The following is a 12,865-nucleotide window of genomic DNA, read 5'->3' as shown; positions in this document are numbered from 1 at the left end:
ACAGGATGATCAAGCCCGACCTCGACCAGGAGCTCCCCGAGGAGCTCGGCGCCGTGCACTTCGTGGGCATCGGCGGCTCCGGCATGAGCGGGATCGCGCGTCTGCTGCTCGAGGCCGGCCACCGTGTGACGGGGTCGGACGCGCGGGAGTCGGATGCCGTGGCCGAGCTGCGCAAGGCGGGCGCGACGATCGCGATCGGGCACGACGCGGCGAACGTCGGCGACGCCGACACGGTCGTCGTGACGGGCGCCCTGTGGGAGGACAACCCCGAGTACCAGCGCGCCCTCGCCGAGGGCATCCCCGTGCTGCACCGCTCGCTCGCGCTCAACTGGCTCATCCGCGGCCACCGCGTCGTCTCGGTCGCGGGTGCCCACGGCAAGAGCACGTCGACGGGCATGATCGTGACGGCGCTGCGCGAGATCGGCGCCGACCCGGGCTTCGTCAACGGCGGCGTCATCGCGGGCTACGGTCGCAGCTCGGCTTACGGCTCGGACGACCTGTTCGTCGTCGAGGCCGACGAGTCCGACGGATCCTTCCTGCTCTACGACACGGCGGTCGCGCTCATCACGAACGTCGACGCCGACCACCTCGACCACTACGGCACGCAGAAGGCGTTCGAGGACGCCTTCGTGCGCTTCGCACAGGAGGCGACCGAGTTCGTCGTCGCCTCGAGCGACGACGCGGGCACTCTCGCGGTGACGCGCCGCCTCGATGGCAAGCGCATCGTGAGCTTCGGCCTCGCCGACGACGCCGAGGTGCGCGTGCACTCCGTCGTCGCAGAGGGCCCGGTCTCCTTCGCGATCGCCTACGCGGGCCGCGAGTACCGCGTGCAGATGGCGATCCCGGGAGCGCACAACGCCCTCAACGCCGCGGGCGCCTTCGCGGTGCTCGTGACCCTCGGCCACGACCCCGAGGCCGTCGTGCGCGGTCTCGAGGCCTTCGCCGGCACGGGTCGCCGCTTCGAGCTCCACGACGAGGTGCGCGGCGTGCGCGTGTACGACGACTACGCCCACCACCCCACGGAGGTCGAGGCCGCGCTCTCGACCGCGCGCTCGGTCGTCGGCTCGGGTCGCGTCATCGCGATCCACCAGCCGCATCTCTACAGCCGTACGCGCCTCATGGCGGGCGATTTCGCGGAGGTCTATGAGCGCCTCGCCGACCACACCGTCGTGCTCGACGTCTACGGCGCCCGCGAGGACCCGGAGCCCGGTGTCACCGGCGCGCTCGTCGCCGAGCGCTTCACCGACCCGTCGCGCGTCGACTTCCTGCCCGACTGGCAGGCCGCGGCGGACCGCGTGGCCGAGATCGCGCGCGAGGGCGACCTCGTCATGACGCTCAGCTGCGGCGACGTCTACCGCATCATCCCGCAGGTGCTCGACGCCCTCGCGGCCGACCGGACGTGACCGGGCGGGACGGATGAGGCGGCCCGAGGGGTTCGACGAGCCGGCCCGCGCCGAGGTGCCGAGCGCGGCATCCGCGGAGCCGAAGCGCCGCGGGCTCCCGAAGCCGTCCGCGCAGGCGCGCCCGAAGCCGCCCACGGAGCCGAAGTCGGCGAAGCCGAAGCCGACGAAGCCCGCGAAGCAGCCGAAGCCCCCGCGACAGCCGAAGCCCGTCGAGGCGACCGACCCCGAGCGACCCCGCACGACCCAGCCCCCGCGCAGGCTGCGCCGCGCATCCGCGAGCCGCGTCGCCGAGGCCGAGCTGCGCGCCGCGGAGCGCGCCCGCAAGCGCGCCGAGAAGCGCGAGCTGCGCCGCTTCACGCGCCGCGTGCGCCGCCGCCGCATCGCGTGGGCGATCGGGCTCACTCTCGTCGGGAGCCTCGTCGGCATCAGCCTCATGGCCGTCTACTCGCCGCTCCTCGCCCTCCGCGACATCCGCGTCGAGGGCACGACGAGCCTCGACCCGGCGCAGATCGTCGACGCCGTCGACGGGCAGCTCGGCACGCCCCTCGCGCTCCTCGACGAGGGCGAGCTGCGCGACCAGCTCGGCGAGTTCACGCTCATCCGCAGCTACTCGACCGAGATCCTGCCGCCGGGCACGCTCATCATCCACGTCGTCGAGCGCACACCCGTCGGCGCGATGGTGAAGGGCAGCAGGTTCCAGATCGTCGATGCGGCGGGCGTCGTGCTCGCGACGAGCCCGCAGCGTCCCGCGGGGCTGCCGCTCATCGACCTCGAGGCCTCGGATGTCGGCGGGGCCGCGTTCGGCTCGATCGCCGAGGTGCTGCTCGTGCTGCCGACGTCCGTGCGCGACCAGCTCGATGCGATCTCGGCGACGACGCGCGACGACGTGACCCTCACGCTCGCGGGCTCGACGCAGCGGGTCGTGTGGGGGAGCGCCGACGACTCGGAGCACAAGGCGCGCGTGCTCGCGGCGCTCGTCGCGATCCACGGCGGCTCCGGCCCGGGCACCTACGACGTGTCCGCTCCGGGCACCGCGGTCTTCAACGCGGGCTGAGCGCTGCTCCGTTTCGCGACACGCGGGGTGTCGCGCCGAGGGTGCGGGTCGCCGCGCTTACCGTGAGGGCACACAAGAGTACTGAGAAAGACTCCAAACCTCAAGTAGAGGTTGAGGGTTTTCTCCGGGAGGCCGGACGTGACTTCGAACCAGAACTACCTCGCCGTCATCAAGGTCGTCGGTATCGGCGGCGGTGGCGTGAACGCGGTGAACCGGATGATCGAGCTCGGCCTGCGCGGCGTCGAGTTCATCGCCATCAACACCGACGCTCAGGCGCTGCTCATGAGCGACGCCGACGTCAAGCTCGACGTGGGGCGTGAGCTGACCCGCGGACTCGGCGCCGGCGCCGACCCCGAGGTCGGCCGTCGCGCCGCCGAGGACCATGCGGAGGAGATCGAGGAGGCCCTCGCGGGCGCCGACATGGTCTTCGTCACCGCGGGCGAGGGCGGCGGCACGGGAACCGGCGGCGCGCCCGTCGTGGCCCGCATCGCGAAGTCCATCGGCGCCCTCACGATCGGTGTCGTCACGAAGCCATTCGGCTTCGAGGGCAAGCGCCGCCAGGCGCAGGCCGAGATCGGCGTCGCGACCCTCAAGAACGAGGTCGACACCCTCATCGTCGTGCCGAACGATCGCCTGCTCGAGATCAGCGACCGCGGCATCTCGATGCTCGAGGCGTTCTCGACCGCCGACCAGGTGCTCCTCGCCGGTGTGCAGGGCATCACCGACCTCATCACGACTCCCGGCCTCATCAACCTCGACTTCGCCGACGTCAAGTCGGTCATGCAGGGCGCGGGCTCGGCGCTCATGGGCATCGGGGCGAGCAGGGGAGCCGACCGCGCCATCAAGGCGGCCGAGCTCGCCGTCGCGAGCCCGCTGCTCGAGGCCTCGATCGACGGCGCCCACGGCGTGCTCCTCTCGATCCAGGGCGGCTCGAACCTCGGCATCTTCGAGATCAACGACGCCGCGCGCCTCGTGCAGGAGGCCGTGCACCCCGAGGCGAACATCATCTTCGGCGCCGTCATCGACGACACCCTCGGCGACGAGGTGCGCGTCACCGTCATCGCCGCGGGCTTCGACGGAGGCGAGCCCGCCCCGAAGCCGCAGACCGAGCGTCGCAGCAACTTCGTCGAGGCCCCCGTGCCCGTCGCGGTCGCCGCGTCGACGGAGGAGGGCGCAGCCCCGGCCGCGCCCGAGGGCTGGGCACGTGAGCCCGAGGTGCCCGTCGTCGCGTCGCTCGACGACTTCGACGACGAGGGCGACCTCGACATCCCCGACTTCCTGAAGTAGCCCATGAGCGCCGACGCCCCGCTCGCCGAGCGGCTCGCGACGGTCGACGCCGGGATCGCGGATGCGGCACGCGCCGCAGGCCGCGACCCCGGCGAGCTCACGCGCATCGTCGTCACCAAGTTCCACCCCGCCTCCCTCGTGCGCGAACTCGCCGCCCTCGGTGTGCGCGACGTGGGGGAGAACCGCCACCAGGAGGCGCAGGCGAAGGCCGCCGAGACGGCCGACCTCGAGCTGAGCTGGCACTTCGTGGGCCAGCTCCAGAGCAACAAGGCGCGTGCCGTGCGGCGCTACGCGAGGGCCATCCACTCCGTCGACCGCGACTCGCTCGTCGACGCCCTCGCCGGCCCCGACCACGACCCCGTCGACGTCTTCCTCGAGATCGACCTCTCGGGGCAGCCCGGACGCGGCGGGGCCGACCCGGCCGACGCCGAACGGCTCGCCGAGCGCGTGCTCGGCACCGCGGGCATCCGTCTCGTGGGCGTCATGGCGGTCGCGCCGCTCGGGGAGGAGCCGCGCGCCGCGTTCGCGCGTCTGCGCGCCCTCTCGGAGCGCGTGCGGTCGCTCGCGCCGGATGCCGACCGCATCTCGGCGGGCATGTCCGGCGACTACGCCGAGGCCATCCTCGAAGGCGCGACACACCTGCGGATCGGCACGGCAATCACGGGAAAGCGTCCGGACCGCGGTTAATCTCGGGAACAGAACCGCACGATCCGGAGGATGTCATGGCGAACCCGCTGCGCAAGACGATGGTCTACCTCGGCCTGGCCGATGAGGAGTACGACGACGTCGCGCCCGAGCAGGCGGCGCCCGCGCCCCGCGAGACGGCCGCTGCCGCGTCCGCTCCCGTGAACTCGCGCCCCGCGCCCGTGACGCCGCTGCGTCGCGCCGCCGCGCCCCGGACGGCCCCCTCGGGCATGAACGAGATCCTCACGGTGCACCCGCGCCACTACAAGGACGCGCAGACGATCGCCGAGAGCTTCCGCGAGGGCGTGCCGGTCATCATCAACCTCTCGCAGATGAGCGAGCCCGAGGCTCGTCGCCTCATCGACTTCGCGAGCGGCCTCTCGATGGGCCTCTACGGCAAGATCGAGCGCGTCACCAACAAGGTCTTCCTGCTCTCGCCCGAGCACGTGGCCGTGAGCGGCGACCAGGCCGAGGCCGACGCCGAGGTCGACGCGGGCTTCTTCGAGACCCACTGAGCCCTCCCGGCATCCGCTTTCCTCACGAGTCACACCAGTCACACTGGCAACCGAACGGGGGGCAGCGTCCTCTCAGCCGCACGGCGGTAATCTGGTCACCGCGCGACTCTCAACCGGGGCCTGAACCTTGCTACGGTTGATGGATTCGCCAACCGGATGAGGAAAGCAATCGAGGTGCGGTCATGGCTCTGACGCCGGAAGATGTCGTCAACAAGCGTTTCAATCCCACGAAGTTCCGTGAGGGTTACGACCAGGACGAGGTCGACGACTTCCTGGACGAGGTCGTCGTCGAGCTCCGGCGCCTCAATCAGGAGAACGAGGAGCTGCGCCAGCGCCTTGTGGCCGCCGACGCCCGCGTGAGCGAGCTGCAGCGCTCCGCGAGCCAGGCTCCCGCGCCGGCCGCTCCGAGCGTCGCCCCCGTCCCGGCGCCGGCGCCCGCCGCGATGCCCGCGCCCGTCGCGGCCCCCGCTCCCGCCCCGGTTCCGGCTCCCGCCGCCGACCTCGGCCAGCAGGACGGCTCGATGGACCAGAGCAACACCAACAACCTGCTCCAGCTCGCCCGCCGCCTCCACGAGGAGCACGTGCGCGAGGGCATGGAGAAGCGCGACCAGCTGATCGCCGAGGGCCACGCGACGGCCGCACGTCTCGTGTCCGAGGCGGAGACGCAGCAGCGCACCGCGATCGAGGCCCTCGAGGCAGAGAAGTCGGGCCTCGAGCGCCGCATCGAGGAGCTCCGCATCTTCGAGTCGGAGTACCGCGACCAGCTCAAGGGCTACATCGAGGGTCAGCTGCGTGAGCTTGAGTCGGCCGCGCCGATCTCGGCGCCCGAGGCTGCCGCTCAGCCGGCGCTCGGCTCCGCCGGCCCCGTCTTCGGCGCGCCCGCATCCGAGGCCCCGGCATCCGAGGCCCCCGCGTTCGCGGCGCCCAGCTACGACCCGCCGTCGTACGAGGCCCCGAGCTACGAGGCCCCGTCGTACGAGTCGCCCGTCGTCGAGAACCCGCCGTCGTACGAGGCCCCGGCCGATGCCGCGCCCGCCGAGCAGCCCGCTCCGCAGGAGTTCGCGGCGCCCGCCTACGGCGGCGACTACAGCCAGGCTCCCGCCCCGCAGCCCGCGAGCGGCTCGACGCCCCCCGCGTACGCCGGCTTCCCGGCGCCGCAGGTGACGAACGAGTACCCGGCCTCGCAGCCCGAGCAGTCCTCGCAGCAGCCCGAGTACCCCGCGTACTCGCAGCGCAACACCGAGTTCCCCGGTTTTGGCGGCAACTGAGCCGCAGGGCACGCCGGACCTCACGGGGCGCGCGCGCGTGAGCGTGCGCGCCCTCGTGCTGCTCGGCGTCGTCGCGGCAGGGATCCTCGCCCTCGACCAGCTCGCGAAGTTCCTCATCGTCGCCAACCTCGAGGAGGGCGAGTCGATCGAGGTGATCGGGCAGCTGCTCCAGTTCCACTTCGTGCGCAACTCGGGCGCGGCGTTCTCGCTCGCGAGCGGGTTCACGTGGATCCTCTCGATCGTCGCCGTCGGCGTCATCGTCGCGATCATCGTGCTCGCGAAGCGCATCAAGTCCGCCGCGTGGGCCTGGATGCTGGGCCTCCTCCTCGGCGGAGCGCTCGGCAACGTGACCGACCGCCTGTTCCGAGAGCCGAGCTTCGGCCAGGGGCACGTCATCGACTTCATCCGGGTGTGGGGCTTCCCGGCGATCTTCAACATCGCCGACATCGCGATCTCCACCGCGATGGGGCTGTTCCTGCTGCTGACGCTCCGCGGCGTGCACCTCGACGGCACGAGGGCCTCCGACACGATCGAGCGGGTTCCGACGCCGCCCGCCGCCGACGAGTGACGGCATCCGTGACAGGAGAGCGCTGATGGAGCGTCGTGGGATGCCGATCCCCGACGGGCTCGTCGGCGATCGAGCGGATGCCGCGGTCGCCCGCCTGCTCGGGTTCTCGCGCACCTTCGCTCAGGAGGTGCTCGAGGCCGGCGGGGTGACGCTCGACGGCGCCGTGCTCGGTAAGTCCGACCGCGTGCGCCCCGGCTGGCTCGAGGTCGAGTGGGCGCCCAAGCTCGAGCCCGCGGTCGTGCCGCAGCTCGTGCCCGGCTTCCACGTCGTGCACGACGACGACGACATCGTCGTGATCGACAAGCCCGTCGGCGTCGCCGCGCACCCCGCGAGCGGATGGGACGGGCCGACCGTGCTGGGAGCCCTCGCGGGCGCCGGGTACCGCATCGCGACATCCGGATCCGCCGAGCGGCAGGGCATCGTGCACCGGCTCGACGTGGGCACGAGCGGACTCATGGTCGTCGCGAAGAGCGAGCGCGCCTACAGCGAGATGAAGCGGCAGTTCCACGACCGCGAGGTCGACAAGATCTACCACGCCGTCGTGCAGGGGCACCCCGACCCGTTCTCGGGCACGATCGACGCGCCCGTCGGACGGCATCCGGGATCCAGCTGGAAGTTCGCGGTCACGGCCGACGGCAAGCACGCCGTCACCCACTACGACACGCTCGAGGCGATGCGCGCGGCGACCCTCCTCGAGATCCACCTCGAGACGGGACGCACGCACCAGATCCGCGTGCACATGTCGGCCCAGCGCCACCCGTGCGTCGGCGACATCCTCTACGGCGCGGACCCGACGCTCGCCTCGCGGCTCGGCATCGCGCGGCAGTGGCTGCACGCCGTGCGGCTCGGATTCCGCCACCCCGGGTCGGGGGAGTACGTCGAGTTCGAGACACGGTACCCCGACGATCTCCAGCACGCGCTCGACGTCCTCCGTGCGGATTAGTCTGGAACCCCGGACCTTCCCACGAGTCCGGATCGAGGCGGAGAAGGCGTGACGAGCAGCGATTCCTTCGTGCACCTGCACGTGCACAGCGAATACAGCATGCTCGACGGCGCTGCCCGCGTGTCCGACCTCATGAAGGAGGTCGCGGCCCAGGGCATGCCGGGCATCGCGATCACCGACCACGGCAACAACTTCGGCGCCTTCGACTTCTGGTCGCAGGCGAACAACGCGGGCGTCAAGCCGATCATCGGCACCGAGGCCTACCTCACGCCGGGCACCCACCGCACCGACAAGACGCGCGTGCGGTGGGGCGACGGGGGAGAGGACGACGTCTCGGGCTCCGGCGCGTACACCCACATGACGATGTGGGCCGAGAACACGGAGGGCATGCACAACCTCTTCCGTCTCTCGAGCCTCGCGTCGATCGAGGGCTACTACTTCAAGCCACGTATGGACCGCGAACTGCTGCAGACCTACGGCAAGGGCATCATCGCGACCACCGGATGCCCGTCGGGCGAGGTGCAGACGCGCCTGCGCCTCGGTCAGTACGAGCTCGCGCGCGAGGCGGCCGCCGAGTTCCGCGACATCTTCGGCAAGGACAACTTCTTCGTCGAGATCATGGACCACGGCCTCGGCATCGAGCGCCGCGTCATGACCGACCTCGTGCGGCTGTCGAAAGACCTCGGCCTCCCGCTCGTCGCCACGAACGACCTGCACTACACGCACGCGCACGACTCCTCGGCGCACGAGATCCTGCTGTGCGTGCAGTCGGGCTCGACGCTCGCCGACCCGAAGCGGTTCAAGTTCGACTCGCAGGAGTTCTACCTCAAGTCGCCCGCCGAGATGCGGCAGCTGTTCCGCGACCACCCGGATGCGTGCGACAACACGCTCCTCATCGCCGAGCGCTGCGACGTGACGTTCAACACGAGCGCCAACTACATGCCGCGCTATCCGGTGCCCGAGGGTGAGACCGAGGAGAGCTGGTTCATCAAGGAGGTCGAGCGCGGCCTCCACGAGCGCTACCCGGCCGGCATCCCCGACGACGTGCGCAAGCAGGCCGAGTACGAGGTCGGCGTCATCACGCAGATGGGTTTCCCGGGTTACTTCCTCGTCGTCGCCGACTTCATCAACTGGTCGAAGGACCACGGCATCCGCGTCGGCCCCGGCCGCGGCTCGGGTGCCGGTTCCATGGCGGCGTACGCCATGAAGATCACCGACCTGGACCCGCTCCAGCACGGCCTCATCTTCGAGCGCTTCCTCAACCCCGACCGCGTCTCGATGCCCGACTTCGACGTCGACTTCGACGAGCGTCGCCGCGGCGAGGTCATCAAGTACGTCACCGAGAAGTACGGCGAGGAGCGCGTCGCGCAGATCGTCACCTACGGCACGATCAAGGCGAAGCAGGCACTCAAGGACTCCGGCCGCGTGCTCGGCTTCCCGTTCTCGATGGGCGAGAAGCTCACCAAAGCGATGCCGCCCGCGATCATGGGCAAGGACATCCCGCTCTCGGGCATCGTCGACCCCGCCCACGACCGCTACAAGGAGGCGGGTGACTTCCGCGCCATCCTCGACACCGACGCGGAGGCGCGCACGGTCTTCGAGACGGCGCGCGGCCTCGAGGGCCTCAAGCGCCAATGGGGTGTGCACGCCGCAGGCGTCATCATGTCGAGCGAGCCGCTCATCGACATCATCCCGATCATGCGCCGTGAGCAGGACGGCCAGATCGTCACGCAGTTCGACTACCCCGCGGCGGAGGCCCTCGGCCTCATCAAGATGGACTTCCTGGGGCTCAGAAACCTCACCATCATCGACGACGCCCTCGACAACATCGAGGCCAACCGCGGCTTCCGGCCCGTGCTCGAGGAACTGGCCCTCGACGACCCGGCCGCCTACGAGCTCCTCGGCCGCGGCGACACGCTCGGCGTGTTCCAGCTCGACGGCGGGCCCATGCGCGCGCTCCTGCGCCTCATGAAGCCCGACAACTTCGAGGACATCTCCGCCGTCATCGCGCTCTACCGTCCCGGCCCCATGGGTGCGAACTCGCACACGAACTACGCGCTGCGCAAGAACGGGCAGCAGCCGATCGTGCCGATCCACCCGGAGCTCGAGGAACCCCTCAAGGACATCCTCGACACGACCTACGGCCTCATCATCTACCAGGAGCAGGTGATGGCGATCGCGCAGCGGGTGGCGGGCTTCTCGCTCGGCCAAGCCGACATCCTGCGCCGCGCGATGGGCAAGAAGAAGAAGTCCGAGCTCGACAAGCAGTACGAGGGCTTCAGCGCGGGCATGAAGGAGCGCGGCTTCTCCGACACGGCCATCAAGACGCTGTGGGACATCCTGCTGCCCTTCTCCGACTACGCGTTCAACAAAGCGCACTCGGCCGCCTACGGCGTGCTGAGCTACTGGACGGCGTACCTCAAGGCGCACTACCCGGCCGAGTACATGGCGGCCCTCCTCACGAGCGTCGGCGACGCGCGCGACAAGCTCGCCGTCTACCTCAACGAGTGCCGCCGCATGGGCATCAAGGTGCTCCCGCCCGACGTCAACGAGTCGATCGGCTTCTTCGCGGCCGTCGGGGAGGACATCCGCTTCGGTCTCGGCGCCGTGCGCAATGTGGGCTTCGGCGTCGTCGACCAGATCCGGGCAGCGCGCGAGGAGAAGGACAAGTTCACGTCCTTCCACGACTTCCTGCGCAAGGTGCCGCTCGCGGCTCTCAACAAGCGCACGATCGAGTCGCTCATCAAGGCGGGCGCCTTCGACTCGCTCGGCACGACCCGCCGCGCGCTCATCGAGATCCACGAGGAGGCCGTCGAGTCGGCGGTCTCGGTCAAGCGCAACGAGGCCAACGGCCAGGTCGGGTTCGACTTCGACTCGCTCTGGGACGAGCCCGCTGCCGTCGACCACGTGCCCGAGCGGCCCGAGTGGTCGAAGAAGGACAAGCTCGCCTTCGAGCGCGAGATGCTCGGCCTCTACGTCTCCGAGCATCCGCTCGACGGCCTCGAGGTGCTGCTCGCGAAGCACGCGTCGATCACGGTCGGCGACCTGCTCGCGTCCGACAGCATCCAGGACGGCGAGTCGGTCACGGTCGCGGGCCTCCTCACGAGCGTGCAGCACCGCACGGCGCGGCAGTCGGGCAACCCGTACGGCGTCGTCACGATCGAGGACTTCACCGGCGAGGTGAGCGTCATGTTCCTCGGCAAGACCTACCAGGAGTTCGCGCCGGGCCTGCAGGGCGACAGCATCGCCGTCATCAAGGCGCGCGTGAGCCAGCGCGACGACGGCATCGGCCTGCACGCGCAGAGCATGTTCATGCCCGACACGGGTCAGAGCCTCGGCTCGGGTCCGCTTGTCATCCAGGTGCCCGAGCACCGCGCGACCACCGAGGTCGTCTCGGCGCTCGGCGACGTGCTCATCCGCCACCGCGGCGACAACGAGGTGCGGCTGCGCCTCGTGCGCGGCGACACGGCGCGGCTCTTCGAGATCCCGTACCCGGTGTCGGTGACCGCCGACCTCTACGGCGAGCTCAAGAGCCTCCTCGGGCCCAACTGCGTCGTCTGAGGGCTAGTCCTCGAGGTGGTCGCGGCCCGGAAGCCACGACTTGCCCGGCACGCCCCACTTGTTGCGGCGCACCGCCCGTGCTGCGGCGCGCCCGTGCGCGTCGGCGAGCCGGTCGGCGTAGAGCACGCCGTCGAGGTGGTCGAACTCGTGTTGGAAGATGCGCGCGAGCCAACCCGTCGCGAGGATCTCGTACGGCTTGCCGTCGAGGTCGACGGCGCGAAGGAGCGCCGTGTGCGAGCGCAGCAGCGGGAAGCGCTCGCCCGGGATGGAGAGGCAGCCCTCGGAGTCCTCGTCGGGGTCGGCGATGCCGACCGGCGGAGGGGAGATGAGCAGCTGCGGGTTGATGGCGGTGCCGGCGTGCAGCACGCCGTCCTCGTCGCGCCAGTTGTAGACGAAGAGGCGCAGCGGGATGCCGACCTGCGGCGCCGCGAGGCCCACGCCCGGTGCGGCCGACATGGTGTCCTCCATGTCGTGCACGAGGGCGGAGAGGCCCTCGTCGATCTCCTCCACCTCCTGGGCGCGCTCGTGCAGCACGGGGTCCCCGGTGATCCGGATCGGGAGAACGGCCATTCGCACAGGATATCGGCGTCGGGACGGGTAGATTCGTCGGGTGCCTGACGTCCTTCCGCTCGCCGACGACGTCGTGCGACTCTTCGAGGGTTCCGCGCCCATCGGCATCCTCATCGCGATCGTGGGCGCCGTGTTCCTGTCGCTCGGCGCCCAGCTGCAGCATCGCGGCGTCGAGAAGGTCGAGGCCTCGCACGGCTCCGGACAGAAGGCGGGTCTCTCCGGCGGTCAGCTCGTGCGCCTCCTCGCCCGCCCGAGCTGGCTCTTCGGCACGCTCATGCTGGGCCTCGCGATCGTCTTCCAGCTCGTCGCCCTCGGCTTCGCGCCCCTCATCGTGGTGCAGCCCATCGGCATCGTCGCCCTCGTGCTCACCTCGATCCTCAACGCGCGCGTCTCGAAGGTGAAGCTCGAGCGCCCCGCGATCACGGCGATCCTCATGTGCGTCGTCGGGATCGGCGTCTTCGTCACGGTCGCCGCGTTCTACGCGACCGAGCACGTGCTCAAGGAGACGCAGCTCATCATCGTGCTCGCGATCCTCGGCGTCGTGCTCCTCGCGCTCGGCGCCGCGTTCGCCTTCTTCCGCAAGCGCGTCAACGCGCTCTTCTACATCGCCGCGGGCGGCATCCTGTACGGCTTCGTCGCGTCGATCGCGAAGGTCGTCATCAACCGCATCCTGACCGGCAACCTCGACTGGGTCACGGTCGTCGGCGGCATCGCCCTGCTGCTCGCGCTCGGTCTCGGCTTCTACTTCGTGCAGACCGCGTACTCGGTGGGCGCTCCCGACCTCGTGATCGCGGGCCTCACCGTCATCGACCCGCTCGTCGCCGTCGCGATCGGCATCTTCGTGCTCGGCGAGGCCTCGAACACCCCGCTCTGGGCGGCGCTCGTGTGGATCGTCGCCGGCGGCGTCGCGATCTTCGGCGTCTTCCAGCTCGCGAAGCACCACCCCCAGACCCACCGGCGCGATGAGCCGGGCGAGTTCGCCCCGCTGCGGTAACTTAGAGGGGTTCTTTCC

10 protein-coding genes and 1 pseudogene are annotated in these 12,865 nt (G+C 70.5%); 10 read left to right on the top strand and 1 reads right to left on the bottom strand.

Annotated features, from left to right (window positions below):
• Positions 1 to 5 precede the first annotated feature (5 nt).
• From murC to dnaE, 9 genes and pseudogenes are all read left to right on the top strand, one after another.
• Positions 6 to 1,428, top strand: a pseudogene (murC, locus tag H4J02_RS08150) (UDP-N-acetylmuramate--L-alanine ligase); the annotation flags it as partial.
• Entirely contained in the window at positions 1,417 to 2,457 is a 1,041-nt protein-coding gene (locus H4J02_RS08145; RefSeq protein WP_187674134.1) for an FtsQ-type POTRA domain-containing protein, read from the top strand. The pseudogene murC and the gene H4J02_RS08145, both read left to right, overlap by 12 nt.
• Positions 2,458 to 2,595: 138 nt before the next feature.
• Complete coding sequence (ftsZ, locus tag H4J02_RS08140) at positions 2,596 to 3,744, top strand: cell division protein FtsZ (RefSeq protein WP_187674133.1); 1,149 nt, start codon at positions 2,596 to 2,598, stop codon at positions 3,742 to 3,744.
• Positions 3,745 to 3,747: 3 nt separating this feature from the next.
• On the top strand, positions 3,748 to 4,431 hold the full coding sequence (locus H4J02_RS08135; RefSeq protein WP_187674132.1) for a YggS family pyridoxal phosphate-dependent enzyme: 684 nt from the start codon (positions 3,748 to 3,750) through the stop codon (positions 4,429 to 4,431).
• A gap of 35 nt (positions 4,432 to 4,466) precedes the next feature.
• Complete coding sequence (locus H4J02_RS08130; protein WP_187674131.1) at positions 4,467 to 4,943, top strand: cell division protein SepF; 477 nt, start codon at positions 4,467 to 4,469, stop codon at positions 4,941 to 4,943.
• A 182-nt stretch (positions 4,944 to 5,125) separates the two neighbouring features.
• A complete protein-coding gene (locus H4J02_RS14095; RefSeq protein ID WP_187674130.1) occupies positions 5,126 to 6,211 on the top strand; it encodes a DivIVA domain-containing protein in 1,086 nt (361 codons plus the stop codon).
• A 37-nt stretch (positions 6,212 to 6,248) separates the two neighbouring features.
• On the top strand, positions 6,249 to 6,779 hold the full coding sequence (lspA, locus tag H4J02_RS08120; RefSeq protein WP_262405987.1) for a signal peptidase II: 531 nt from the start codon (positions 6,249 to 6,251) through the stop codon (positions 6,777 to 6,779).
• Positions 6,780 to 6,804: 25 nt separating this feature from the next.
• Positions 6,805 to 7,722, top strand: coding sequence for an RluA family pseudouridine synthase (locus tag H4J02_RS08115; RefSeq protein ID WP_187674129.1), 918 nt, complete (start codon positions 6,805 to 6,807; stop codon positions 7,720 to 7,722).
• A gap of 99 nt (positions 7,723 to 7,821) precedes the next feature.
• The gene (gene dnaE, locus H4J02_RS08110) at positions 7,822 to 11,283 is read left to right on the top strand and encodes a DNA polymerase III subunit alpha (RefSeq protein WP_262406271.1); all 3,462 of its coding nucleotides are present in this window, start codon (positions 7,822 to 7,824) and stop codon (positions 11,281 to 11,283) included.
• Between the two features lie 3 nt (positions 11,284 to 11,286).
• On the opposite strand, the gene def is transcribed toward dnaE, so the two are convergent.
• Positions 11,287 to 11,853, bottom strand: coding sequence for a peptide deformylase (gene def, locus H4J02_RS08105; protein WP_187674127.1), 567 nt, complete (start codon positions 11,851 to 11,853; stop codon positions 11,287 to 11,289).
• Between the two features lie 40 nt (positions 11,854 to 11,893).
• On the opposite strand from def, the gene H4J02_RS08100 reads away from it, so the two are divergent.
• Complete coding sequence (locus H4J02_RS08100; protein ID WP_262405986.1) at positions 11,894 to 12,847, top strand: DMT family transporter; 954 nt, start codon at positions 11,894 to 11,896, stop codon at positions 12,845 to 12,847.
• Positions 12,848 to 12,865: the final 18 nt, after the last annotated feature.

Origin of the sequence: Protaetiibacter sp. SSC-01 (assembly GCF_014483895.1) — a bacterium.
Taxonomy (GTDB): Bacteria; Actinomycetota; Actinomycetes; order Actinomycetales; family Microbacteriaceae; genus Homoserinibacter.
This window is presented reverse-complemented; position numbering and strand designations above follow the sequence as displayed.